Here is a 25,409-nt window from a genome sequence, read left to right on the forward strand (position 1 = left end):
CTTCCCCCTAAGACATCGCCAAAATCTGCAGGGAGTGTCGACGAAATCTCTATCACTGTCGGAGAGGACAATGGAAGTGTACCTGTGATACCCCGAACAATCTCCGATGAATCAAAATAATAATCCAAATAAAATATATGTGCCGAAGGGACCAGTCACTGAAAATGGACGTTCAGATATATTCGATGCGTTACTACAAATGAGACGACGGCAACTGGTTATAAGCTTGTGTGCTGGACTGCTAATTATCCCTTCCGGATGTATAAACATTTTTGACAATAGGGGTGTTGATATGTACCTAGCGAATGCGACTACCAATCGGGCAGTATTCAGAATACAGTTTCGAACCCCATCTGGAGACTTAATAGCCGGTGATACGTATGAGCTTGAACCGAATACTCGGAGGCGTATCGAAAACGTTGTTCCTCATGGCAAGTACTCTGTATCAGTAACTATAAATGGTGAAATTGTCGACGAACGTTACCCGTTTACCGAGACTAGTTGTGAACAACAAAAACTGACTGCTGAAATTTGGGAAGAAGATGAGGATCGGCAAACTAAATTGGATCAAAATAGATGTTAACTAATCCCGCTTGGGTCCAGTTCGCAACCGAGCTGAGATTCTATCCCAGCACCGGTTACCGGATTTCAGATCATTCCACTGCCGGATTCTGGAGCGACCGTATCCGTTTCCGGTCAAAGAAACCGATCTGGCCGAATTCGATCCCGAAAAGTTCGAAGAGAAGTACGTCCACTACTTCGAGGAACTGGAAGAGGCGTACTCGAACGTCTACCAGCAGTTGCACGGTAGCTACGACACCGAGGGGCTCCGCGCGATCAATCGGCAGGTAACCACGTTTCGCGTACACTCACCGAAACGGGGCATGGAGCCGGACGGGCTCGCGGAACTCGCCGCCCACCACTTCGTGATGCTGGTGATCTTGTTTCTCGCGCTCATGGCGTTAGACGCGGTGGTCGACGTGCCGGGTCTCCACCTCGAACGCGCCGTCGTCTACGGGTGGCGTTCTCGTATCGACCGAACTTGTTCAGGCTCGGAACCATCCCGAATCGATGGGAGCGGGAGTACGGCGGCCGCCGTCGCAGAGCGCGGCGCGGCGAACCACGGTCGGGTCGACTGGCTCGTCGCTGAGACTACCCGAAACGGCTTTGGCCCGGACGGCCGACGGCTGAGACATGATCGACGAAACGGCCGAGGAGATCCGACGGATGCAGACACACAGCTCCTCGGCGGTCGCCATCAGGGCGACCCGTGCGCTCGAAGCGCTGCTCGACCGCGAGTACGCCTCGATCGAGGAATTTCACACCGCGCTCGACCAGAACGCGCGGGTGCTCCGTCGGTCGAATCCCTCGCACGCGTCGCTACAGAACGCTCTCCGGAAAGTCGTCGACGAGAGTACCGGTGCGGACGTCGCCGACGTCGAGGAAGCGAAGTCCGTCACGCAGGCGGTCATCGAGGACGTCGCCGCCAGGGTCGAGTCGGGTAAACGCCGCGCGGCCGAGAACGCAGTCTCGCTCCTTTCGGGTGACGCGACGCTCATGACCCACGATTACTCCTCGACCGTGCTCGAAGCCCTCGAACTCGCGACGGCCGAGGGAGCGACGTTCGATCTCTACGTGACGGAGGCCCGCCCACGCTACATCGGCCGGAAGGCGGCGCGTGAGTTCGCCGCCGTCGACGGGGTCGACGTGACGCTCATCACCGACGCGGCGGGTGGCTTTCACCTGCGAGAGTGCGACCGGCTGATCGTCGGGATGGATTGCATCGTCGACGACGTACTCTACAACCGGGTCGGTACGTTCCCACTCGCGGCGGCCGCGAACCAGTGTGACGTCCCCGTCACGGTACTCGGAGCGGCCTCGAAGATCATCACACAGGGGTTCGTCTTCGAGAACGAGTTCCGCTCGGAGAGCGAAGTCATGCTGGAGCCGACGACAGCGTTTACCGTCTCCAATCCAGCATACGACGAGACCCCGATCGAACTGGTCGATCGGATCGTGACCGACGACGGCGTTCGCTCCGACTAACGTCGGTCTGCCTACCGATATTAGATCGGATACACCGATCCTTCTTTCTCGCGGTTCGTGGTGGACGCGCTATGCGACTCGTGCAACTGTACGTCCCGCGCGGTGAGCGCGAGACCGTCCTTGCCACGCTGGATGCGGCGGGGGTCGAGTACGGCCTCCTGGACGAGACGAGCGATGGCGCGTACGAGGCCGTCGCGTCGATTCCTGTCCCGACCGGAGCCGTCGACTCACTCCTCGCGAGGATCCGGGACGCCGGTCTCCACGATGACACGAGAATCGTCGTGCTGGGGGTCGAAGCGTCGGTCGGCGGTGCCGACGCGGACGCTGACCGCGACGATGGTGGTCAGCTTGCGCGTGACGAACTTCGGGCTCGCGCCATCGATCTGGCGCCAGCCTTTTCGACGTTCGCCGTCCTGCTCGTGCTGAGTAGCGTCATCGCGACGGCGGGGTTGCTGACCGACTCGGCGGCGACGATCATCGGCGCGATGGTGGTCGCTCCGCTGATGGGGCCGGCCCTGACGGCGAGTGTCGGCGTGGTCGTCGACGACGACGAACTCGCGTCACGCGGTGTGACGTTGCAACTCGTGGGCCTCGTCCTCACCGTCGTCACGGCCGCTCTCCTGGGGTACCTCCTCAGGGGAACCGTATTGTTGCCGCCAGGACTCGATATCGTGGCCATTCCACAGGTCGCCGAGCGGGTGACGCCGTCACTGCTGTCGCTGTTTCTGGCGCTCGGGTCCGGTGCGGCCGCGGTCGTGAGCCTGACGCGAAACGTTGGGTCGGTGCTGGTCGGCGTGGCGATAGCCGTCGCGCTCGTGCCGCCCGCCGCGACGGCGGGACTCGGTATCGCCTGGGGCGATCCGATGGTGGTCCTCACCGCGGGCACGCTCGTCCTCGTCAACGTACTGGCGATCAACCTGAGCGCCCTGGTGCTCCTGTGGATGCTCGGGTACCGACCGCACAGTGTCGACGGACTGGATCGAACCGTCCGTCGACTCGTCGCCAGATCCGCGATACTCTTCGTCTCGATCGGCCTGCTCTCCGTCGTACTGATCGGGATGACGGTCGGCACCTACCAGGTAGCGAGTGTAACCCACGACGTGGATACGGAACTCGAGTCGATGAACGATGCCGCAGCGTTCGACGCCTACGAGTTCCACGAAGTCGACGTCTCGTACGCCGTTCACGACGTGTACACCGGAGAGCCGGCGAGCGTCACGGTGCTCGCCGAGCGACCGCCGGGAAACGTCGATACCACTGGGCTGGCAGATCGCGTTCGCGATCGTCTGGAATCGGCTACCGGAAGGGAGGTAGACGTCGTCGTCGAACTCGTCGACACACAGCGAAGCAGCTGACGGTGAAGCCGAACGGTAGAACGAGGCGAGAGGGAGAGAAAGAGTGTGTGAGTGAGAGAGTAAGAGAGTGTGAAAGTAAGAGAGTGTGAGAGTAAGAGTGTGTGAGAGTAAGAGTGTGGGAGTGAGAGAGTAAGAGTGTGTGAGTGAGAGAATTAGATTGGGAGAGTGAGCAGGTAGCCGACTGTGACAGAATTGTGTGAATAATACTAGATATTATTCGAGAGGTCTGAAAGTCACACGTATGAGTGCTTCTCGGGTCAAAAAAGTTATTTCGTCCGCGTACCTGGGTTCGTCAATGCGACCCCGGTATTCCACCATTTCCTCCGAGAAAGTGTCGATTACACGGCCAGGCTCACCGGCGCCGACACCGGGTGAGAGTACGTGAGAAGTGTCGGCGTCGGAATCGTCGGCCTCGGCGGGATGGGACACCTCCACGCCCGAACGGTCGCGGACCTCGGCGCCACCGTCGTCGCCGGGGCGGACGTCAGCCCCGATTCGAGGGCCGAGTTTAACACGACGTTCGACGCGCGGACCTACGAACGCTACGAGGACCTCGTCGTCGACGACGAGGTGGAGGCGGTCGTCGTGACGACACCGAATCGCTTTCACGAACCGATCGCCGTCGCCGCACTCGAGGCTGGTCGATCGGTCCTCGTCGAGAAACCGCTCGCCCACACGATCGAGAGTGCACGTCGCATCCGCGAAGCGGCGATGGACGCACCAGGGTGTACGATGGTCGGCTTTCACAACCGGCACTCGGCGTCCGCTCGACTCTTCGACGCGCAGAACGAACGTGGACGCTTCGGCGACATACAGCACGTTGAGGCCAACTACGTCCGTCGGCGCGGCGTTCCGGGAACCGGGTCGTGGTTCACAGAGGAAGCGCTCGCCGGCGGCGGTGCGCTCATCGACATCGGCGTCCACGCGATCGACCTCGCACTTTCTACCATGGATTTCCCCGATATCGTCGAGGTCTCCGGTACGACACGGTCACTCTTCGACGATCCGGACGGGTACGCGGACCCCGACGACTTCGGCGGGACCGCACCCGATGGCCGCGCTTCGTACGACGTCGACGACTCGGTCTCCGCGTTCGTGCGAACGGCGGACGGACGGACGATATCGCTCGAAGCGGCCTGGGCGTCGAATCGCGAGCCATCGATGGATATCCACGTACGCGGGTCCCGTGCAGGCGCGCAATTCGAGATCGGCGAGACGTCCTGTCGAATACTTTCAGCCGGGACGTCCGGAGTGGACCACTACGAAGACGCCGTCCTCTCGACCGACGCTGCCGAGCCGGGATATCGAATCCAGGATCGACACTTCCTCGAGTGCGTCGAGACCGGTTCCGACCCGACGACCAACACCGTCACCGAGGCGTTCCAGGTTCAGCGTGTGATCGACGCGATCTACGAATCCGCCGCCCACAATCGGAGCGTCCGACTCGACTCTCCGGAAGACGGCACTGTCGAACCGCAACAGGCCGCAGGCGTACAGTTTCAGCGGTGAGCACCGACGCGTGAGACCACGTGCCCAGCGAATCGAAAGTGTCAGGTGAGCCTCTAGAGTGGCGCTCCCGTTCGTCGAACGATGGGACGACCCGGATTGGATCGCACCGCTATCTATCGCTGGCGGGACGCGCGACTGATCCGTCGGCCGCCCTTCGACCACCGTGTGTAGACAGTGGTTCGGGGTGGGCGACGCGTCCGATATCTGATGCTACATCTCGGATATCGACGTGCGAGCGCCTCGGCACGCCACTGGCCGAGTGGCGTCGCATCGAGAAGTGGATCGGTGTTCGAGTTCGGCCTTAGATGACGTCGTCGAAGTCGTGGTGGCCCTGGATCTCGACACCGTCGTCGGTGATCTCACAGAGGAAGACGCCGTTGCCGGAGCCGGTGTCACGCTCGGCGGCCGATTTGATGCCCTGTGCGGCGATCGTCTTCGCCTCGTCGTTCGAGAGGTCCGCTTCGTACGTCTGTTCCAGGTGCCCGTATGCGAGTTGCATCCCGGAGCCGGTGACGGTGTAGTCGTCTTCCATCACGCCGCCAGCGGGATCGATGCTGTAGACGTGGCTTCCCTCCTCGTCGACGCCGCCGAGGATCGGATGGATGGCGAAGAACGGGCCGCCGCGGGCGAAGTTACCGGCGAGTGTGGCCAGCGCGTCGATGCTCATGTTCTCGCCGCGTCGGGCCTCGTAGAGGTTCACCTCGGCCCGGAGGGACGAGATGAACGACTGAGCGCCGCCGACGCTGCCCACCATCGTGAGCGCAGCCGTCGGGTGGATCTGTTCGACCTTCTGGACGTTCTTGTTCGAGACGAATCGGCCACCGAGACTCGCGCGCATGTCCGTCGCGATGACGACACCGTCCGCCGTCGTGATCCCGATCGTGGTCGTCCCGGTTTTGTTGACGTTGTCGAGGTCGCCTTCGTCGACGTCGTTTTGCGGGAGCGAACCGAGTTCTGGGCTGTACGGGTCACGGTTACCGGCGAGTCGATCGGCGGTCGTCGAGAAATCGTCGACAGTCGGTGTACGCATTAGGCGACACTAAGGCACGGGACAGTATAAAACATCGGCGGTAACGGACCCCGGATTCGAGGGCGTGCCTGTCGTCGTTCACGTCGGTGGGTCAGCTGGCGGTGCGGTCGCCGGCAGCTGACCGGTCGTGAAAGGGGAGGTGCTCGATCGAGCGGCATCCTGGACGCATCGGTGGGTTGCGAATAGGACTGTGCGAGAATCGGGTCGCGTCGATCAGCCTCGACGTACCGACTCGAGCCAACGGTGAAACTCGTGACCGATGCGGTGACGGGACGCTAGAGGGTGTGAGAATCCGATCAGGGCTTGGTGTTCTCGTACGCTGATTCCGCCCGGACGATCAGTCGGCGAATCGGAACCGAGACGCCGACCTGTCTGGTCAGTAGCGCGAACGGCATCAACAGGATGCCGAACAGGATAGTCAACTGGTACAGGGTGAACACGAGCGCACGGTGGGCGCGGGTTGTCATCGCGTGGTCGGTCCTCTGCGGCAGGGGATACATAAGCTTTCCTGCCGGGGCCGCTCTGTCAGGATTCTTCATCACCGATTGGGCCCGGCGCAGTCTTGCGATTCAAGTACACTTTACCCGTTCGAAACTCGACTTGGACTCAGTCGATCGACACGTAATGTGGGCGGCTTGTATCCGCACGTTGTTCGTAACGTATGGCCATGATTCACCTCTCGTGCGGGTCGTGAACCCGACCGTGACGTCGCCACTGCTCTGACGAGGCGTTCGAGTGTCCCACCAGTCGCGGATCGCCAGCGGTAGTCGCTTGGGTTCGACGTGGCCGGATCGACCGAGATCGCTGTCGCTCGATCGGCTCGCCCGCAGCGTCGAGAGAAACCGCAAAGAACGTAGCCCGTCGGCCCGACGTGGGCGTATGAGCAACTATCTCGTTGCGATGGAAGCGGCCTGGCTGGTACGCGACGTAGACGGCGTCGACGACGCGATCGGCGTAGCCGTCAGCGAAGCCGGGAAACGACTGAACCAGGCCGACATGACGTACGTCGAGGTGGAAGTGGGCGCGACTGGGTGTCCCGCGTGCGGCGAACCGTTCGACTCCGCGTTCATCGCGGCCGAGACGGCGCTCGTCGGCCTCGCGCTCGAGATGGAGGTGTTCAACGCCGAGGGCGAAGAACACGCGAGCCGCATCGCCAAGAGCGAAGTCGGCGGCGCGCTCAAAGACGTCCCGCTCGACGTGGTCGAAGTCTTCGAGGAACCGGACGACGAGACCGCCTGACCGTCGATCGATTGCCCGAACCACCGGCTGGGGCTGATCTGGCGACACCTGGATCCGTTCGACCCAAACACCTTTCTATAACCCATAGTTATGTACAGCTATGGAACTGCCGACGCCAGCCGATCTCCGTCAACGGCGGACGGACCTCGATCTGACGCAGAGCCAATTGGCCGATCGCGCCGACGTCTCCCAGCCACTCATCGCCAGGATCGAGGGTGGTGACGTCGATCCGCGACTCTCGACGCTTCGTCGAATCGTAACGGCCCTGGACGAAGCAGCGGGCGACATCATTCGAGCGGGCGACCTGATGAACGAGGACGTCGTCAGCGTCTCACCGACCGATCCGGTCGGCGAGGCGGCCCGACTGATGGAATCCGAGGCGTACTCACAGTTGGCCGTCATCCAGGACGGTGTTCCGGTCGGCTCCATCAGCCAGGGTGACCTGGTTCACCTGGACGAGGACGCGCGAACGGAACCCGTCTCGGAGCACATGGCCGAAAGTTTCCCCACCGTCTCTTCGGACGCGACGGTCGACGAAGTGAGTAGTCTTCTCGACCACTACAAAGCAGTGATGATTACCGACGCTGGCGAGACGATCGGGATCATTACCGAAGCAGACCTGGCGGCGAGACTCTCCTGAGTTGCGACGCAACTCCGTGAAGAGACGGTTCTGCGTTCAGGCGTCGACGTCGCAGTGGGATTCTTCCGTGTTCGTCTCTGGCAGCTACGAGTTATCGTCTGAACACGCCGACGAGGCGGTCGAGAGCGTCGTGGAACACAGCTCCGTCAACGCACGTCGGAGTCGCTGTGAGATCGCTGATTTGGAGACACCGAGGCGTTCTGCGAGCTGGTCCTGTGAGATTCCGCGCGGCACTTCGAAGTACCCCTCGTCGAAGGCGACGGCGAGCAATTCCTCCTGTTTCGCCGTCAGACCGACGACCGGATCCGACGAGTCGTCCGCCGAGCGCAGGTGTGTGACCTGTAGAGAGATATCGATATCTTTGCACGCTTCGTTGAACGACACGAGTGCCTCGCGGGCGGGGAACCTGAGCTGGACGACCCACGCCGTTTGCGTACAGCGGGCGTCGACGATGCGACCACCCTGCTCTGCGATCGCACCGTGGACCGTGAGCGCCCGTTCGGTGACGTCCAGCCGGTAGACCAGTCGCCCGCCATTCCGATCGACCAGAACCGGATTCGTCACGGTTCGATCCCGTTCGAGTGCAGCCTCGAGTGCGGTCTCGTCGGCGACCGAGAACGAGACGAACTGGTAGCGACGGTCCGGTCCGCCGGCGTGGTACTCGGGGACGGCCGTCGCATCGTCGAGGCGGCGAAGCGTCGGTCGCAACAGCAAGCGATCGTGATCCAGGTGTACCTCGGCGACGACGCCTGGTCCATCCGTGGGCGGCGTCGAGACGAGTTCTTCTCCGATCCCGGCATCGGCCGGGTCCCGAGAAGCCGCGCCACCGGCGTCAATACTCACGACGATCACCCGCGTGGGTGGAAGCACCCGCCCGCCCGGTATCGACGCCGTCCGTCACAGATTCGATCGCATCCGTCACAGATTCGATCACGTAATCAGCCGTTTCCGTCCCTAGCATCGGTACTCGCCAGTTATCACGCCGACGTCATCGACGGTGGCGCTAGGTGTATTCACGCCGGCCGCGTCCTGGCTATCAATATTCACTGATTAGCGAGGGTATCGGTTACGGAAACGGCGTGAAACACAGGATTATCACCACCCAGTCCCGGGTAAGCATCGGTTGAAGCGAGGTGATCGACGATCGGTGAATGGAGTCGCGCGCGACGAACTGGTCGGCCGTCACGACCCGTCCGACTCGAACAGCAGGTCGAAGATTCGTCGCTCGGCGGCTCGAAAGTGTCGGGTAAAGGTCGGTTGCGAGATATCGAGCCGGTCGGCGATCTCCTCTCCGGTTCGTTCACGCGGCCACTCGAAGTACCCGGCCGCGTGCGCCGTCCGGAGGATCTGGCGCTGGCGATCTGTAAGCGAGTCGAGAACGGACGAGACGGACGGATCCGGTTCGTCCGCACGCGATGCCGGTCGCCGAGTGGCGAGTGCCGTCGTCGGGATGGTCGATCGGACCGTCTCGACCAGGGCTCTGACGTCGCGGTCTGATGGTAGATCGACACCGACTGTCGCATCCCCATCCCGGACCTCGACGGATGTGACGACACCTCCGTGGGACGCGACGGCCTCGACGTACGGGTGCTCGTCCACGAGAAGTTCCAGTCGGGTTCCGCGATCGGTCTCTTGCAGGCGCTCGATACGATCGATAGGGCCGATGGCTTCCACGAGCCCCGACGGGTCGACGTCGACGTCCTCCTGGACGGTCACGTAACACGTGAGTCCGTTCCCAGCGGGTACGACGGCGTCGAGGTCGACGCGGGTGTCGAGGGTGGATGCCAGCATCGCGAGCGCGTCGGTCCGTGAAACATCCATCGTGAGTTCCAGTTCGATCGATTCGCTCGCGTGAAGGGCCCGTATGGATTCGATGGCGTCGATTCCGAGGGCTGTCACCGTCGCCACGTGTTGACCGAGCCGTTCGTACAGGTCCCGATCGTTCACTGCGTCGACGTACACGAGGAGGACACCCTCCTGGAGCGTTCGACCGTCGAGTGGCGTGACGATGACGGCGCCCTCGGTGCCGGTCTCGTCGTCGGGTTCGGCCCGATCACCCGGATGCGGATCGACCCGTTCGACCACCTGCTCCCCGGAGTCGAGAACGTGGCCGACGACGTCGACGAGGGGGCCGCGAACTCGCTCGGTACCCTCCGGCGAGTCGCCTGTGTCGTCCCGTTGGTCGACGACGGTCGCTATCGACTGCGGGATCGATCCCGATCGTGCACGGACCGTCACCGGCTCTGTCCCCGACAGCACCGCAACCGTGGCAACCTCGTCGAGCGCTTCGACGGTTCCGCAGATCCGCTGTTCGAGTCGCTTACGCGTCGGGGCCGTCAGCGCGACGTCGACGAGTTCGTCGTACCGGTCGAAGACGGACGCGATTCGACCCCGCCGTCGTTCTTCCGACCGCAGCGCCGCCTGAAGTTCACGCGTGTCGGCGCGACACGACACGAGGGTGCGCTCGATCCTGACGAACGTCCTGAGGATGGGCGTGAGCACGGCGAGTCTGGAATCCGGTCCCGGCGCAGGTTCGCCCGACCACCGACCGTCGGCGTCTCTGGGAACTGTAGCGGCGTCGATGTCTCGGCCCCGACGGCCGGGGCCCGATTCGGTGCCGGAGCTGGAGAGCGACGTCGGCGACGAACCGACGACGACCACCTCGTCGGTGGAGAGTGCCAGCGCAATCGCGTTCTCTATGACTGTGTCCGAGGATATCGGAATTCGACCGACTGGGCCGAAGTCAGCCGGGTCCTCCGCTAGCGACGGGATCGTCCCTGGATCTATGGCGACGGTCGGGACGGATCCGTCGGGCGTTCCGACGCTCGTGACCGGTGAGAGTCGATCGTCGGTACGCCGGTACCAGATGCCGACAGAAACGTCGAGGGCCGTCACCAGTGCGGTCAACGTCCGCCGACGAGTCGACTGAATCGTCTCGGCGAACCGAGGGTCGTCGGTCGCCTGGTTGAGGGCGATGGCCGCGTCTCGTACTCGTCTGTGGTCGGTCACGTCGCGACCAGCGACCGCGATTCGATCGTGTACCGTGTCGACCGTGAGGGCGACCGTTCGTTCCTCGCCCCCGACCGTCGGATGCCACTCGATAGGGTCGACACGTCGGATCGACGCGCTCGCCCGCTCCTGGATCGTCGCAGCGGTCCGGTCGCCGACGACAGTCGCGAGCGGCCGCCCCACCACCGAATCGACCGACGCGTAGTCGATCGTCGCCCTGTTGGCCGTCGATACAGCCCCGTCGTGAACGAGGAACGCCGGCCCGGGGACGACGTCCAGAAGTGCGGCCGTTCGTTCGAGATCGAACCGGTATCGATCGACCAGGGTTCCCTCGCGACGCTGTGCTATGAGCGTGACGCGCTTCTCGTCGGGATACACGGTAACGACGTCGATGTCGTCACCGGTCGGTCCGTCGACGACGAACGAGCCGGTGGATCCCCTGGCAGCGACCTCGGAAACGCCCTCGTACCACGTGTCCAGGGTCTCTCCGGGGACGAGTTCCCAGAATTCGAACCCGATGGGGGCGTCTCCACGCGGGCCGAACCGCCGCGTTGCCGCATCGTTCGCCGCTGTAACGGTCCGCTCCTCGTCGAGCGTGACCACCGGATCGTCGAACTGCTCGATGGTCGCGTCTGGAACGTCGACCTGCTCCGGCTCGGTGACGGGGACCACGGTCCAGACGAGTCCGTTCAGCGCGGGATCGGCCAGCCGATTTCTGACGGTGATCTGCACGTGCTCGGTTCCGCCGGACCGACGCCGGACCCGCGCCGAGAACGATTCGGTCGCGTCGAGCGAGGACTCGGCCACCGATCGCCGATGGTCCGAAACTGTCCGGCGATACCCCTCCGGAACGATCGAGTCGAGCGGCTCGTCACGGAGCGTCTCCGGGGTGTAGCCGAGTGCACGATCGACTGCGCCGCCCACTCGATCGATCCGTCCCTCCGGCGTGGTCACCGCGACGACGGCTTCGGACGAGTCCAGCAGGACTCCTCCGCGCTCGCTGGCTCGCGTTTTCGACGCGTTCACGACGTTACGGACCCGAGCTGTCGCCAGTTCCCGCGCTACGTCCGACTGGATGACGTCCGTCGCTCCCGCCGTCATCTCGTCGACCGAATCGGTCACGAGCGACAGGATCGGCAGGTCGGTCCGGTCTCGAAGGGCGGAGACGTGCGACTCGTCGCTGATGAGACAATCCGCCTGCCGGACCGGTTCGTCGGCCTCGCTCGGCGTCGTGACTGATCGGACATCCACGTCCGGCGAGAGGATTCGACCGAGCCGATCGAGGGCCTCGGACCGACCGACCAGAAGGACCCGGATGCCCGTTTCACTCGCCGGTTCCTGATACTCACTCATGGCTCACTGGGCGCGGGAACGTATGGTCTGGCGGAGCGACCACTGTCGAACTGTTGCGGCCGTTGGACGGACGGTGCTAGTTCGTTTCGTTCGACTGCCCGGACTATTCGATCATCTCGCCGGTTCGATCGTCCGCGTCGTCCGTCCATCTGGACCGTCCTCGTCCGGGTGGTTCGACCGTCTGGGCCGGATCCCGCCACGTTCGACGCTCTCCGTCCCCTCTCGAAACAACGTCTGACCGTTCATCGAAGTAGCCGGGGCGTACGCCGATCGCAGACGCACTAGGCGTCCGTTACCCCTCCGTTCGATCGGGTGTAGATACCGGCCGCTCCCCGGCTTCCCGAAGACTGAACCACGAGTTGGATGGCCGAACCTGGCGGCCACCTACAACCTGCGCCATAACTATGCTGGCGCGCGGTGATCGACGGGTCCATGTCGACAGCAGTCCGCATCGGGTGCCCCGAATGTGATCGATCGGTCCGAGCGGCGATTCCGAGTGGAGATGGCCTCCGGTCGCCCGCGGAGGGTACTCGAAACAGGCTCAACGGTAGCGAAACGGCGTGTACCAACTGCGGACACGAACTCTTCATCTACTATTACTGAGCGGGGGCAGTGATCGATCGCACTGGCGTCCGCCACCTACTGGTGACGCAACTGGTAGTGGTCGTCAGTAGCTGCTGCCGGTATCGTGGTCGGCGTCCACGGCGTGCTCGCCCGGCGTGTGCAAGCGAGGAGCGGACCACCACCGACGATGTGGGGTGAGGAGAATGCGAAACTTCGCATACGAATCGGACTCGGACGAGTCGTCGACCGGGAGTGCCGACACGACGCCGTCCCGGGACTGGGAGACGCCACTCGATTCGTTCGACACCCTCGTAGTGCTCTCGAACCGGCAGCCGTATCGCCACACACGTGATGCTGACGGGTCCCTCGCGGTCGACAGGCCGACGGGTGGACTCACCGCGGCACTCGATCCGGTGTGCCAGCGCGCTGGCGGAACCTGGATCGCGTGGGGCGACGGCGACGGCGACCGACAGGTCGTCGACGAGAACGATCGTGTCGACGTGCCGCCGACCGACCCGTCGTACACCTTAGAACGCGTGTGGATCGACGACGATCTCGCCGACACCTACTACAGCGGGTACAGCAACCGGTTACTGTGGCCGATCTGTCACGGGGCCGTAGACGAAGCGAAGATCCGTCCGGGCGATTACGACGGATATCGACGCGTCAACGAACGGTTCGCCGAGCGCGTCGTCCCGCACGTCTCGGGCGAGTCGTTGATCTGGGTGCAAGACTACCACTTCGCGTTGGTTCCGGCGATGATTCGAGAGCGGGTCCCACCATCGACGACGATCGGTCAGTTCTGGCACGTTCCCTGGCCGAAACCCGAAACGTTCTCACGGGTTCCGCAGGCACGTGCGCTGCTAGACGGGTTGCTCGGCGCCGACGTCCTCTCCTTCCACGTGCGTCGCTTCGCGGATCGGTTTCTCACCTGTGTCGAGTACTTTCTCGACGATGCGTCGGTCGACTGGGACGCGTCGGTCGTCTCGTACGACGGCTCGGACACGCAGGTCGTGGCCGTCCCACTCGGGATCGACGCCGACGAGCACGCCCGGCGGAGTCAGAATCTGGACGACGGCGTGTACGAGACCCTGTCGGCGGAACTGTCGATACCGGATGGGACGCTCCTCGGACTCGGGGTGGATCGTCTCGACTACGCGAAGGGGATCGAAGAACGGCTTGAGGCCATCGAGACCCTCTTCGAGCGCCGACCGAGGTGGCGCGAATCGGTCACGTTCGTGCAGACGACGACCCCCAGCCGAACCGACATCCCGGCCTACGCAGCGTACGGAAAACGGGTCAGACGAGTCGTCGATCGTGTCAACGAACGGTTCGGGACGGACTCGTGGCAACCGATCGTGTACACCGAATCGTACCTCACACGGGACCAGCTAACCGCACTCTACCGAAACGCCGACTGTCTGCTCGTCACCTCGCTCGCCGACGGCATGAACCTGGTTTCGAAAGAGTTCGTCGCGGCGAGCGTGGACGAAACGGGCGTTCTCTGCCTGAGTGACCAAACCGGCGCACACGACGCACTCGGAGACGTGGCCAACACGATCGACCCGACCGATCGCGAGTCGGTGTGGCGGACGATAGACGACGCCTTGCGGATGCCGGTCCGAGAACAGCGCGTGCGGATGCGGACGCTCCGGGCGAGGACGGCCGAACGGTCGCTCTCGTGGTGGATGTCGACTCTATTCGAAACGTTCGCGGCGGCGACGCCGGATCGGTCGATCAGTCCCCAGGGGTATCCCACCGATGGGACGTAACTGGACGGGTTGGCGCTGCGACCGATGACCGATTCTGCAGCGGTGAGATGCCAGTCGGTCCCGAGACGGCTCTCGAACCCGACTTCGAGGCTCGGTCCGACGCTCGAGAACGCGTCTCACCTCCTGTGCTGTCTCGATTTCGACGGCACCCTGGCTCCGATCGTCGACGATCCGGCGACGGCAGTGATGCCGCAAGCGACAGAACGAGTGCTGGACAGGCTCGGGTCGTCGCGTTCGATCACCGTCGCCATCGTGAGCGGTCGATCGGTTACGGATCTCAGAACGCGCGTCGGGAGTCCGGCGATCCTCGTCGGCAACCACGGGCTCGAACGGTTCGATCCTGGTCCGCATCCGCCGAACGGTCAATCGGAATCGAATTCCGCCGGTCGACACGCAGTGCATCCGATAGCCGCTGCTGCGACACCGCGCATCGAAACCTGCAGTGGTGTCCTCGAAACGGTCCTCGATCCGATTCCAAACGCCACCGTCGAACACAAGGGGCTCACTGGAACCGTCCACGACAGAACTGTTCCAGAGTCGGCGGTGCCCGTGTGTCGCTCACTCACGAGAGACGTGATCGAGCGTGTTGGTGACGATCGAGTGGTACTCACCGAGGGCGCCCGGATTCTCGAGTTCCGACCCGCGATCGAGTGGGACAAAGGCGACGCCGTTGGGGTACTCGAGGACGGACATCCCCCGGGAACGGTACTTCTGTATTGCGGTGACGACACGACCGACGAGGACGCGTTCCGAGTTCTCTCCGATGACGACGTCGGGATCCGCGTCGGTGACGCGACGCCGTCGTACGCGTCGTTTCGCGTCGACTCACCGCAGGCACTCGTGGGTTCCCTCGAGTGGCTCGCCGATCATGGCCCCTCGCTGCTCGCGTCGTGACGGCCAATTGTTGCATCGGCTGATCGGGATGGTCGTGTTCGAAGGTAATTTCCGTCTGACGGTTGATCGGACGGGAAATGTCCGGAAATAATCGGCGAGTGACTTTCCGATGATAGTTCCCCCGTCACGCCATTTCAACGGCGACAACCGTACCAGATAACCAACGAATTACCGGTTTCGAGCCGAAAGAGTTTATTACCATCGGAAAGCTACGTACCATACGGAACACAGACAATGAAACTACGTCAACCAACTGACTTCCTCATCCTCGAAGCGCTCGAGGACGAAGGTCGCAACGTGGCGACGAACCTCGCCTCCCACACCGGAAAGAGCCGAAAGAACATCAACACCCGACTGCCCGTCCTCGAGGACTACGGGCTCGTAGACAAAATCGGTCCGGCGAAGCGATCGGGCCTGTACGAGATCACGCCCCTCGGCAAGAGCGCACTCGTCCACCAGGACGAGTACGACGACGTCGCCGACTTCGAGGCGCTGATCACCGGCCCAGAAGCTGGCTCCCCGGCAACGAACGAGGGAGCTCCGCAGGCCAGTTTCGCCAGAGGAGACGCGACCGACGGCACCGACGAGGAGTAACGCGACCGAGGTCCGCCGCTCGAAGTGACGGCGGTCGACCACCCGCTCCCCGTCGAGTCGATTTCGACCGACCGCGGAGTTACATCTGTAGCGACTCGTGACCCGTTCGTTCCACTATATCGAGAGGTGATGGCCATCGTAGGCCCGTAACGCACGTCTCGCACAGGCACTGTAGGAGAAATCGAGGCGACGAATCAAGCCGTCGTCCACCGCTCCAGCATCGGTAGGGCGGCATGCTGCGTCGAGGAGTTCGGGACGATGCCAGCCGTACAGCGACAGCATCGGGGTGACGATGCTCCGATTCTCTCGGTCGTATCGACGACCGTCGGTGTGATCGAGTCCGAGCGCGTGCCCGACTTCGTGGAGAACGAGTTGCGCCGCGAACGTCGACTCCGTGACGGGTTCGAGCCGTTCGGGGGTGGGGACGGACTCGAGGGCTGCCAGCCGACCGGCTCCTGGCACGGCGGCGACGTGTGCTGTGCCGTATCCGGACGGGGACGTCTCCAGCGGACCGTCCGTCACGAGGAGGTTGACGTCCCAGGCCGGATCGATCTCGTTCGCTCGCACGACGCCGGACAGCAGCGCGCGTGGCCAGGAGCCGTCCGTGACGGCGTCGGCCGCGTTTTCGGTTCCGACGTCGACGATCCCACCGCCGCTGAGTTCGAGGACCCAGTGATCGAATCCCAGACACCGATGGAGCAGTGAGCGAAGTCGCCACTCCAGGCCGTCGTACGCGGCGGCCCGTTCCGTCATCCAGTAGCGAAGGGAGACGGTCTCCCCGCTTCGATTCGTCGTGTAGCCGATGACGGGAAGGGCGCTACCGGCGCAGAGCGCGCCGAGGACGGATCGACGGTTCACTGTGGACCGATCCGACGCCGAGATAGTGAACGTCTCCGTGAATATCTTCAGCAGGTATAGTACGCGACGACTCTGCGCGGTCCCGCGTGCCAGGGGTCCCATCGATCGTGGCCACTCGTGGCATCACGGCGGGTCAACGTATACGGAGTGAATCCACGGCGCTTCAACGTGTGTGGAGTGAAACTGGGGTCTGTCGCTGCGGGCCGATCGGTCCCACCACGTCGGCCGACTGCGACGACGGGACCACTCGACGTCGGTCGGCGACCCACGTCCGGTGTCCATCGCCGCGAACCTCGAGGTAGGACGGCAGCGATCCCATCGCCAGGATCGTCAGGGCTATCACCGTTTCATCAGCTGACTCGACGAGTATCACGCCCGTCGATTCGTCGACGATCCGTCGACACCACTCTCCACACTCGATCCGTTGTCGCAATTGCCAGCCCGTCAGGTACCGGCCGGAGTCGGTCACGTAGAGGGTCTCGGGAGCCATCACAATCCTCGCACCACCGGGTGATTCGATGCGAGGGGCCGTTCGGTCCAGGACAGCATCACGTGTTCACGACTGTCGTGTCTGCCGGACAGTCACGTATTTCGATCCCTTCACATGGCCATCGTTAGTACATCGAGTGTCCGGTACGATGGATACCGTCGCTCTTCCGTCGCAGACCGATGGACGGTTGCCTCACCCGTACGTCCCGGACAGACGGATACGTCCAATCGATCACCGCTCGCAGTGTCTACCCGTTTACCCGGACAATTCGGCTGCTCGTGTCGAGCCGTGGCATCAACTACCCCATAATTTATTATTTATGCGGAAGAAGTACCAGTCGCAATGGCAAACGAAGACGAACTCCGCGAGCAGTTCACCGACGCCTTCGAGGGCGCATCGTACCCGATCTCCAGCCCGATGGATCTCGTCCCGGCACTCCCGAACGGGCCTGCCACGAAGTTCGAATCAGGTGACTTCTCGATGACCGCGATGGAATTGAACTCGAAAACCGCAGGGAGTGCGGACTTCCCCTACGACTCCGTCGACGAACTGGTCGACGATCTCATCGAGGGACTCAAAGAAGACGACCACATCTAGTCGGCTATCGTCGATCGATCCGTGACGAGCAGGAGGCTGGTCCAGTAGTCTCACCTGTCCACCGGTTCCGATAGAATCATCGTCGCCGTCGGTGATTCGGTCGCTCTACGGGCCGCGACCCGCGCTCACGGCAGTGGCTGTGGGGTACTAGACCATCACTTCGTCGAGTGGACGACGATATCGTCGTTCCCACACGCTGGACAGGCGGTCGTCGTCGTATCGACGGTCGTTCCACAGCGACGGCACTCGTAGACGTCTTCGCCGTTATCCCCGGTGCCGCCGAGGAACTCCCGGACAGTATCGAGCATCCCAGTCCCACCGAGGCGTCCAACGTCGACGTTGAAGTATCTTTCTGGATGACTCACGCGCTCGGACGACCCTCTCGGTGAGGAGACAGTCGGCGGATCTGTCCGACGTCGCGCACTGATTCGCCACTGTCTGCCGGCCATCGCACCTAGATTCGGCGCATGAATCCAGGGAGCACTCCCCGATCCGACGGCGGATCGCCCCGGTGTGCTCCCCCGTCGTCGGCCTCCTCGCCCCCTGGCGAGTGAGTATCTGGGTCGTTACCGTCCGCCGCATTCCCGCCGAACAGACTGGATTCGGCTATCGCTCGGCCCAGGCCGGCACCCGGAGCGGCGTCTGTCCGTTCGACAGGATCCGGTGAACCGCTCTCCGACGCGGATCTGGCGAACGCCTCCGGCGTGTCGGGACCGAAATAGTACGGTTCCACTGGGTGGAGCGCCGCGAGTAACTGGACGTTTGCGTACCCCGCGACGACGAGTGCAACGATGAAGACGACGTCGGGGAGCAAGAGGACCAGCGCGACCGACAGCGGCGAGTAGAGCATGTACGCGAGCAGTCGGAACCACCCGGGTACGTAGCCGTCGACGACGTACGCGTAGAGTCCGTACAGCCCGATCACGAGGCCGACGTCCAGATACAGAGAGAGCGGTAACCAGAGACCGCCGGCGGTGACGCTGTGGACGGCGACGGCGAGCGACCCCGCGAGGATCGTCGTGCGGTTTACGTACGTCTCGTCGAGTGCCATCCCCGTCCCGAGAAAGAGCGCGTAGAGGATCGGTCTGGCGACCCACCAGGGAAAACTATCGAAAATCAGGGCGGGTGCGGTACCGATCATACAGGGCCCGATACGACGAGTTTCGTCGTACCACGCATCAAGGTTCCTTCCGTTTCGAGTGTCGAATCGAACCTCGAAATCCCGCACGGACTCATAGCGGTACGACGACTCCCGTCAGCAGAGCACGACACCGGCCTCCGGCGTACCCGAAGCGTTTCGTGCACGCGTACGCGCACCCAGGGAACGCACCCGATCCGCCTCATCCGAACACCGTCCGGGGTCACCGGCGTCTCACCCTGGTGGAGCGAGTTCTCCGAGAATGGGTGAGAGCGTGAGCGAGCGATCGACGACGGTCGCGACGCGATCGATGGCATCGTCGGTCGTCCCACCCGTCGACCGATCGGATCGTGGGCGCTCTCCGTCGACTCCTCGGTACACTGCGTCGACGAACGCCGATCTGATCGACGGGTTCGCGAACAACCCGTGAAGGTACGTTCCGAGGACCGACTCACACACCGCACTCCCGGGTTCGACCGGTTCAGGGACGGGTTCGAGTACGGTCGTCGTTCCTGCGTGTATCTCGTACCCAGTCGCCTCACCGGTCGCGCCGGCGATCGGACCGCAGCCGTCGACGGTCACTCGCCGACGGCAGACACGCTTGTCGGGTGCGAAACGCGTCTCGACCGGCAGGACGCCGAGGCCGTCGAGCGTGGACGCGTCGCCGGTTCCCTCGTGGTGCGCTCCGAGCAGCCGCCGACCCAGCACCTGGTACCCGCCACAGATACCGACGATCGGCCCGTCGAACGAACGGACGACGTCTCCGAATCCAGCGCGACGAAGTTCCAGGCAGTCGTCGACGGCGTTTTTCGTTCCCGGGAGCACGATCCCGTCGGCGGCAGCGAGCCGGTCACGATTCGCCGCGGTGATCGGTACGTACTCGACCCGAACGCCGGGAACATCGACCAGTGCCTCGACATCCGCGGCGTTCGAGAGGTGGGGCAATCGGGGAACGCCGACGGTGACGCTATCGGCCTCGGGGACGCCGTCGTCGGCACCCCGTCGTTCGCCCGTCGACGAATCCGGCAGGCCGAGGCTGTCTTCCGCCGGCAGGTCGAAGTCTTCGTAGGGGACCACGCCCAGAATGGGGACGCCACAGCGTGCCTCGATCGTCCGGATTCCAGGCGTGAGCAGTGACGGATCGCCGCGGAACTTCGTGATAGCCGCCCCCACGACACGGTCGCGGACGTCGTCGGGGAGTAACGCGAGCGTGCCATAGAGGCTGGCGAACGCACCGCCGCGTTCGATATCGACACAGATCACGATCGAGGCGTCTGCGAATCGCGCCGTCTCCACGTTGGCGAGATCCCGATCGTGTAAGTTAATTTCGGCGATACTTCCAGCCCCTTCTGCGACGATCACGTCCGCCGTTCGGGCCAGTCGCCGGTGTGCGTCGAGGGCCGCCGCTCGGGCGTTTTCCCAGTGTGCCTCGTAATAGGCGTCGGACCGAACGTGACCAGCGGGCTGCCCATCGACGACGAGTTGACTCTCCCCGTCGCCACGCGGTTTGAGCAGTACGGGATTCGCGTCAGTCGTCGGCGTCGTACGAGCCGCCTTCGCCTGCACGAACTGTGAGACGCCGATCTCGCCCCATTGGGGAGTCGGACGATCGGCCGCGACGGTCGGAGCTGACGTCGGCTCCGGATCGCCAGAGCCTGTCGGCGAATCGCCCGTCGTCGGCCCGACGAGGACGACCCGCGCGTTGGTACTCATGTTCTGAGCCTTGAATGGGGCGACGTCGTATCCGCGGTCGGCGAGCAACCGACAGAGGCCCGTCGTGAGCGTCGATTTACCGACGTGGCTCGCGGTCCCGGCGACGAGGATGGTATCCGTCATCCGTCGAGTGACGATTCGTCACTGTTCGGCTTTGCCCTGTCGATGTCCTCGACCACGTCGTCCGGACAGGTCGACCCGTCGGGCGCCTCGGATCGATTCGGCGACCGGCTCAGACCGTGCCGGCCATCGTGCGGTCCGCCCAGTACGTCGCCGCGCGCCGCGAGAGGACCACGCCGACGGCAGCGAGGACGGCGCTGGCACCGATCAGTGCCACAGCGGTGGGTGCCGACGGCGGTGTCAGGACGAACGCGGCGACGAGGGTGGGAACGAGCGGGAGCGCGACGCCGGCACCGAACGCGGCGAAGCGCGCGCCGTCGAAGAGGAACTCGTTCGGTGAGAAACCGGCCAGCGCGACCGTGAGCCCGTAGTAGTAGCCCGCGTACCCGACGAGAACGGCCGCACCGGCGAGCGCGTCCATCGGGGTCGCCTCGAACCAGACGACGGCGAGCGCGTACGGGACCGCCGCCGTCGGCACCCCGACGATGACGAACGCGACGTGCTTCGCACGGAAGACGTCGACGACGGACACCGGCAGTATCAGGTAGTCGTCGACGGCGTCGAACTGCGTCAACCAGTTGTACGTCGTGAACGCGCTGACGCCGAGGACGCTGCCGAAGAAGATCCCCGGGGCGGGTGCGAGTCCGGTGATGGACTCGACGATCCCGAGAGAGCCGGCGACGAGACCGGCGAGAAGTGCGACGGCGACGAAGGGCTTCGCGTAGCCACCACTGCTGCGCCCGAGTTCGAGGAGCACTTTCGCCACCAGCGGGTCGTCGGTCGGGAGGAACCGTCGAATTCGATCGAATCGCTGCGGAGCGGTTCGCGACGGCGGGACGTGGGTCGGCTGGTACGCGGCCAGTGCGACCCCGCCGAGTGCGGCCGTCGCGAGAGCGAGACCGGCAGCGGCGAGCGGGTCGCCCACTGTGACGAGGACCTCGAGCGCGGTGCCGATCGATCCTGTGGCCACTGTCACTCCCACCCCGAGGACGACGACCAGACCGATCGCCCAGGCAGGGATACCGTTCGTTCGCGCCGAGATCGCAGCGACGGTCACGGCCATCCCGCCGGCGAAGACGAGCCAGAGCGAGAGCCACTGGCCGACGACGCTCGCGACGGTCCAGCCGGAGACGCCGGCCGCGCCGACGGCCATCGGCAGGACGAAGAAGACCCCGTAGAAGACCGCGTCCTTCACCAGGAACAGCCCGAGGACCAGTCGACGCGATAGCGGGAGCGTCGCCGCCACGCCGAGGAGGAACTGGTGTGCGCCGAAGACGTCTTCGAGCATCGAGGAACCGGCGAAGCCCGCCGTGCCGGCGTAGAGACCGAAGACGAGTGCGGCTGCGTGTACGCCGGCGACGATCGCGTCGGGGGTCGTCCCCGTCTCGGTGAGGAGCACGGCCGTCCCGGCGGCGAACGCGGTGATCAGGAGCGGCATTCCGAGGAAGCGATAGCCGTCGAAGAGCGTCGTGTGAATCCGCCACTCCTCGCGGGCCAGCGCCCGCGTCGTCAGCCAGAGCTGGGAGCGTACAGTGGGCACCGCCGGTACGCCGTCGCCGGCCGTCGCGTCGGTCGTCGTCGCTGACTCGTTCGGCTCTCCCGACGCGGACTCCGACGACGCTCCTGGCTCGGTCCCCGTCGAAGTGCCCTCTTCGAACTCCGACGGATCGCCTCTCTCTGGTTCCGCTGTATCGTCTCTCTCTGATTCAGTCGCGTCCCCAGTCATGGTGCCGTCGGAACGTCCCGCGGCTGTACGTCTTCGACCGTCGAGAGGAAGACGTCCAGCAGCGGTTCGTCGGTCGATCCGACGTCTCGTTCGGCGACGATGCGCCCGTCCGCTACGATCCCGACGCGTGTACACATTTCCTCGGCGACGTCTATGTTGTGCGTCGAGAGGAACGCCGTGTTCCCGTCCTCGACGTAGGCGGTCAGTTGCCGTTTGACCCGCTCCTGGACGAGCGGATCGAGGTTCGCCAGCGGTTCGTCGATGAACACGACGTCCGGCTCGTGCAGGAATGCCTGCGCGATCATGACCTTCTGTTGTTGCCCGCGCGAGAGGTCCGCGTTGATCGTCTCCAGACGGTCCTGAAGTCCGAGCCGACCCGCCCACCGATCGATGCGCTCGTCGACTACCTCGTCGTCCAGGCCTCGAATTCCGCCGACGTACGTGAAGAACTCTCGTGGAGTGAAGAAACTCGGCGGTGTCCCGCCTTCGGGGAGGATACCCACTCGTCGACGGGTCTCGATGGGATCGACGGACGGATCAGTCCCGTTCACCGTGACGGCCCCCGCGTCGGGGCGAAGCTGTCCGGTCAGCAGTTTGATGGTCGTGGTCTTCCCCGCCCCGTTCGGCCCCAGAAAGCCGAACAGTTCGCCGTGGTCGACGTCGAAGCTCATCCCGGAGACGGCGTCGACACCGGCGAACGACTTCGAAACGTCCCTGACTCGAATTACACTCATCGATCACGATAAATTCTCACACCAGTGGTATAATCGTACTGGCACCGGCGATCCAGGAGTATGGGATCCGCGCCCCGGATCGACGCTGCGACTCAGGTCGCGAGCGATCCAGTTCGTCAGTACTCGGTTCCCTTCCTGGCCCGCTGCCCGTCGTCGATCGGGTGGCGTTCCTTGCGGACGTTCGTGACCAGGTCGGCCAGCTCTGTCAGGTAGTCTGGCCGTTCGTGACCGCCCGAGAGTACGAGCTCTAGCCCGTCGGGTTTCGATTCGACGAGATCACACACCTCGGCCTCGTCGACCAGACCCGTTTCGGCCGCGTAGAGGATCTCGTCCAGTATCAGCATGTGCACGCCGTCGTCTGGCCCGCCGTCGAGGGGCAGTGGCGCCGACAGATCGGCCCCGTGCGACGCTTCGAGTAGGTCCCGGGCGCGTTCGAGCCCGGCTCGCGCCTGGGCCTCGTGGTCGGCCTCGTCGCTGCCGTCGGCCATACCGTGCCAGCCGTAGTGGCCGAGGTTCTCGAAACTGAAGCCCGGAAGCGTCTCGATGGCGTTGTACTCGCCGCGGACGGCCTCGACGCTCGCCGCACCGCCTTTCATGAACTGGAGGACGTGCACCCGATAGCCGTGGCCGACCGCGCGCATTCCCATGCCGAGCGTCGCAGTCGTCTTTCCCTTGCCGTCGCCCCACCAGACCTGTACCAGGCCGAACTCTCCGGGGGCCGTCGGGTCGATCGACTGGGCGACCGGCGTGCGGCCCTTTCCAGGTGTGTTCTCGTGGAGGGACTCCGTTGATTCGTCGACGGGCATACCTTGCAGTTCGAACTGGCGGTACTTGTATGCACGCAGACCCGACGGCATTCCGCTACCGTGACTCTCACCGGCCCGTCGGTGACGCCGTCGTTCCGCGGAGGACGGCGATCAGGTAGCAGGCGATACCGACGACGATGATCGAGCCGCCGGGCGGCAGCGACTGTGAGATCGCGAGGGCGTACCCGCCGATGACAGCCGCCTGACCGAACAGGATCGACAGGGAGACCGTTTCCCGAAAGCTCTCTGCGAGTTGCGTCGCGGCGGCGACCGGGATGACGAGCATCCCTGCCACGAGGATCACCCCGAGGACCTGCATCGCACCAACGACGACGACCGCGGTCATCACGACGAGCAAGGCGTTGTACCCGCGGACGTTCAGCCTGGCCACGCGAGCGGCCTGTTCGTCGAACGTGATGAACTGAAGCTGCTTGTACGCCGACGCGATACCGATGACCACGAAGATCGTCAGCACGACCATCAGACGGGCACCATCGCCGGTCACGAAGGCGAGGTTACCGAAGAGATACTCCTCGACGTTCACGGCCGTCAGTCCGCGTCCGTAGCTGATGACGAGCGTTCCGACGGCGAAGCTCCCGGTGAGCATGATAGCGATCGGTACGTCGCCGTACGCATCGGTTTGCTCGGCCAACCACTGCACCGCCAGCGCCCCACCGATTCCGACGACTAGGGCAGAGAGGAGCAACGACGCCTGCCAGTCGGTCGTCGCACCGAGCAAGAGCCCGACCGCAACGCCGGCGAACGCGGTGTGCGCGAGGGTTTCACCGATGAGCGCCATCTCCCGATGGACGAGAAAGACGCCCACGAGCGGGGCGACGATCCCGATCAGGACCGCCGTGGCGACCGACTGCCACATGACCGGGTGTCGAAAGACGTTCGTCCCGAGCAGGCGGTCCACGTGCTGGCCAGCGTAGACGTACTGTGCGGCCACATCCCCCAGTAGCGGATAGGCTCGGAGCCAGTGGGAGACGACGAACCCGGTCAGGACGAGCGCGAAAGCGACCGTGACAGCGAGTCCGATTCGCTGGATGAGACCGATACCGGTGGTGGACTCACCTGCTGTCTGTTCTCGTCGCGTCGGTGGCTTCCGTCCCTCCGCGTGAGCGGTCGGACCGATCGTCGAGTCACCGCGAGCCCGTCTCGATTCTGACGGATCGTCTATTGACTCGGCGTCTGTTTCAGATTGCGTGGATTCACTCAT

Annotated in this window: 22 protein-coding genes and 1 pseudogene; 10 read left to right on the plus strand and 13 right to left on the minus strand. The window is 63.9% G+C overall.

Annotated elements, in window-relative coordinates; genetic code table 11:
• Positions 1 to 710: 710 nt before the first annotated feature.
• The 4 genes and pseudogenes from NO366_RS14005 to NO366_RS14020 form a co-directional block, all read left to right on the plus strand.
• Positions 711 to 851 (plus strand): annotated as a pseudogene (locus NO366_RS14005) (DUF5783 family protein); the annotation flags it as partial.
• 343 nt (positions 852 to 1,194) lie between these two features.
• Positions 1,195 to 2,046 (plus strand): eIF2B alpha/beta/delta subunit family protein, encoded by an 852-nt coding sequence (locus NO366_RS14010; protein ID WP_256531406.1) that lies wholly within the window; start codon positions 1,195 to 1,197, stop codon positions 2,044 to 2,046.
• A gap of 71 nt (positions 2,047 to 2,117) precedes the next feature.
• Positions 2,118 to 3,401 (plus strand): TIGR00341 family protein, encoded by a 1,284-nt coding sequence (locus tag NO366_RS14015; RefSeq protein WP_256531407.1) that lies wholly within the window; start codon positions 2,118 to 2,120, stop codon positions 3,399 to 3,401.
• 381 nt (positions 3,402 to 3,782) lie between these two features.
• A complete protein-coding gene (locus tag NO366_RS14020; RefSeq protein ID WP_256531408.1) occupies positions 3,783 to 4,910 on the plus strand; it encodes a Gfo/Idh/MocA family protein in 1,128 nt (375 codons plus the stop codon).
• Between the two features lie 301 nt (positions 4,911 to 5,211).
• Here the strand turns inward: NO366_RS14020 and psmB are convergent, their stop codons facing one another.
• Positions 5,212 to 5,940, minus strand: coding sequence for an archaeal proteasome endopeptidase complex subunit beta (psmB, locus tag NO366_RS14025; RefSeq protein WP_256531409.1), 729 nt, complete (start codon positions 5,938 to 5,940; stop codon positions 5,212 to 5,214).
• Positions 5,941 to 6,236: 296 nt separating this feature from the next.
• A complete protein-coding gene (locus NO366_RS14030) occupies positions 6,237 to 6,407 on the minus strand; it encodes a hypothetical protein (protein WP_256531410.1) in 171 nt (56 codons plus the stop codon).
• A 412-nt stretch (positions 6,408 to 6,819) separates the two neighbouring features.
• On the opposite strand from NO366_RS14030, the gene NO366_RS14035 reads away from it, so the two are divergent.
• Together NO366_RS14035 and NO366_RS14040 are read left to right on the plus strand one after the other, a co-directional pair.
• Positions 6,820 to 7,179, plus strand: a complete 360-nt coding sequence (locus NO366_RS14035; protein ID WP_256531411.1) for a DUF555 domain-containing protein — start codon at positions 6,820 to 6,822, stop codon at positions 7,177 to 7,179.
• A 100-nt stretch (positions 7,180 to 7,279) separates the two neighbouring features.
• Positions 7,280 to 7,819 carry a CBS domain-containing protein gene (locus tag NO366_RS14040; RefSeq protein WP_256531412.1) on the plus strand — a complete coding sequence of 180 codons (540 nt, stop codon included), beginning with the start codon at positions 7,280 to 7,282 and terminating at the stop codon, positions 7,817 to 7,819.
• An 84-nt stretch (positions 7,820 to 7,903) separates the two neighbouring features.
• Here NO366_RS14040 and NO366_RS14045 read toward each other — a convergent pair whose 3' ends face one another.
• Together NO366_RS14045 and NO366_RS14050 are read right to left on the minus strand one after the other, a co-directional pair.
• Positions 7,904 to 8,662, minus strand: a complete 759-nt coding sequence (locus tag NO366_RS14045) for a helix-turn-helix domain-containing protein (RefSeq protein ID WP_256531413.1) — start codon at positions 8,660 to 8,662, stop codon at positions 7,904 to 7,906.
• A 339-nt stretch (positions 8,663 to 9,001) separates the two neighbouring features.
• The gene (locus NO366_RS14050) at positions 9,002 to 12,181 is read right to left on the minus strand and encodes a bacterio-opsin activator domain-containing protein (RefSeq protein ID WP_256531414.1); all 3,180 of its coding nucleotides are present in this window, start codon (positions 12,179 to 12,181) and stop codon (positions 9,002 to 9,004) included.
• A gap of 767 nt (positions 12,182 to 12,948) precedes the next feature.
• Here NO366_RS14050 and NO366_RS14055 point away from each other — a divergent pair.
• From NO366_RS14055 to NO366_RS14065, 3 genes are all read left to right on the plus strand, one after another.
• A complete protein-coding gene (locus NO366_RS14055) occupies positions 12,949 to 14,517 on the plus strand; it encodes an alpha,alpha-trehalose-phosphate synthase (UDP-forming) (protein WP_256531415.1) in 1,569 nt (522 codons plus the stop codon).
• 24 nt (positions 14,518 to 14,541) lie between these two features.
• Positions 14,542 to 15,411 (plus strand): trehalose-phosphatase, encoded by an 870-nt coding sequence (otsB, locus tag NO366_RS14060; RefSeq protein ID WP_256531416.1) that lies wholly within the window; start codon positions 14,542 to 14,544, stop codon positions 15,409 to 15,411.
• A gap of 234 nt (positions 15,412 to 15,645) precedes the next feature.
• Positions 15,646 to 16,005 (plus strand): winged helix-turn-helix domain-containing protein, encoded by a 360-nt coding sequence (locus NO366_RS14065; protein WP_256531417.1) that lies wholly within the window; start codon positions 15,646 to 15,648, stop codon positions 16,003 to 16,005.
• Between the two features lie 114 nt (positions 16,006 to 16,119).
• Here the strand turns inward: NO366_RS14065 and NO366_RS14070 are convergent, their stop codons facing one another.
• Together NO366_RS14070 and NO366_RS14075 are read right to left on the minus strand one after the other, a co-directional pair.
• Positions 16,120 to 16,965: a zinc metalloprotease gene (locus tag NO366_RS14070; protein WP_256531418.1), complete on the minus strand. Its 846-nt coding sequence runs from the start codon at positions 16,963 to 16,965 to the stop codon at positions 16,120 to 16,122.
• Between the two features lie 61 nt (positions 16,966 to 17,026).
• Positions 17,027 to 17,353 carry a hypothetical protein gene (locus NO366_RS14075; RefSeq protein WP_256531419.1) on the minus strand — a complete coding sequence of 109 codons (327 nt, stop codon included), beginning with the start codon at positions 17,351 to 17,353 and terminating at the stop codon, positions 17,027 to 17,029.
• A gap of 342 nt (positions 17,354 to 17,695) precedes the next feature.
• Here NO366_RS14075 and NO366_RS14080 point away from each other — a divergent pair, with 342 nt between their 5' ends.
• Complete coding sequence (locus tag NO366_RS14080) at positions 17,696 to 17,950, plus strand: MTH865 family protein (RefSeq protein WP_256531420.1); 255 nt, start codon at positions 17,696 to 17,698, stop codon at positions 17,948 to 17,950.
• 155 nt (positions 17,951 to 18,105) lie between these two features.
• On the opposite strand, the gene NO366_RS14085 is transcribed toward NO366_RS14080, so the two are convergent.
• From NO366_RS14085 to NO366_RS14115, 7 genes are all read right to left on the minus strand, one after another.
• Positions 18,106 to 18,315 carry a hypothetical protein gene (locus tag NO366_RS14085; RefSeq protein ID WP_256531421.1) on the minus strand — a complete coding sequence of 70 codons (210 nt, stop codon included), beginning with the start codon at positions 18,313 to 18,315 and terminating at the stop codon, positions 18,106 to 18,108.
• 89 nt (positions 18,316 to 18,404) lie between these two features.
• Positions 18,405 to 19,091: a hypothetical protein gene (locus NO366_RS14090; RefSeq protein WP_256531422.1), complete on the minus strand. Its 687-nt coding sequence runs from the start codon at positions 19,089 to 19,091 to the stop codon at positions 18,405 to 18,407.
• Positions 19,092 to 19,322: 231 nt separating this feature from the next.
• Positions 19,323 to 20,924 (minus strand): cobyric acid synthase, encoded by a 1,602-nt coding sequence (locus NO366_RS14095; protein ID WP_256531423.1) that lies wholly within the window; start codon positions 20,922 to 20,924, stop codon positions 19,323 to 19,325.
• A gap of 109 nt (positions 20,925 to 21,033) precedes the next feature.
• Positions 21,034 to 22,647: a hypothetical protein gene (locus NO366_RS14100; RefSeq protein ID WP_256531424.1), complete on the minus strand. Its 1,614-nt coding sequence runs from the start codon at positions 22,645 to 22,647 to the stop codon at positions 21,034 to 21,036.
• On the minus strand, positions 22,644 to 23,381 hold the full coding sequence (locus NO366_RS14105) for an ABC transporter ATP-binding protein (protein ID WP_256531425.1): 738 nt from the start codon (positions 23,379 to 23,381) through the stop codon (positions 22,644 to 22,646). The genes NO366_RS14100 and NO366_RS14105 overlap by 4 nt, the downstream gene beginning before the upstream one ends.
• Positions 23,382 to 23,497: 116 nt before the next feature.
• On the minus strand, positions 23,498 to 24,187 hold the full coding sequence (locus tag NO366_RS14110; RefSeq protein ID WP_256531426.1) for a cob(I)yrinic acid a,c-diamide adenosyltransferase: 690 nt from the start codon (positions 24,185 to 24,187) through the stop codon (positions 23,498 to 23,500).
• 67 nt (positions 24,188 to 24,254) lie between these two features.
• A complete protein-coding gene (locus NO366_RS14115) occupies positions 24,255 to 25,409 on the minus strand; it encodes a metal ABC transporter permease (RefSeq protein WP_256531427.1) in 1,155 nt (384 codons plus the stop codon).

The sequence above is a fragment of the Halovivax cerinus genome, from assembly GCF_024498195.1.
GTDB classification, from domain to species: domain Archaea; phylum Halobacteriota; class Halobacteria; order Halobacteriales; family Natrialbaceae; genus Halovivax; species Halovivax cerinus.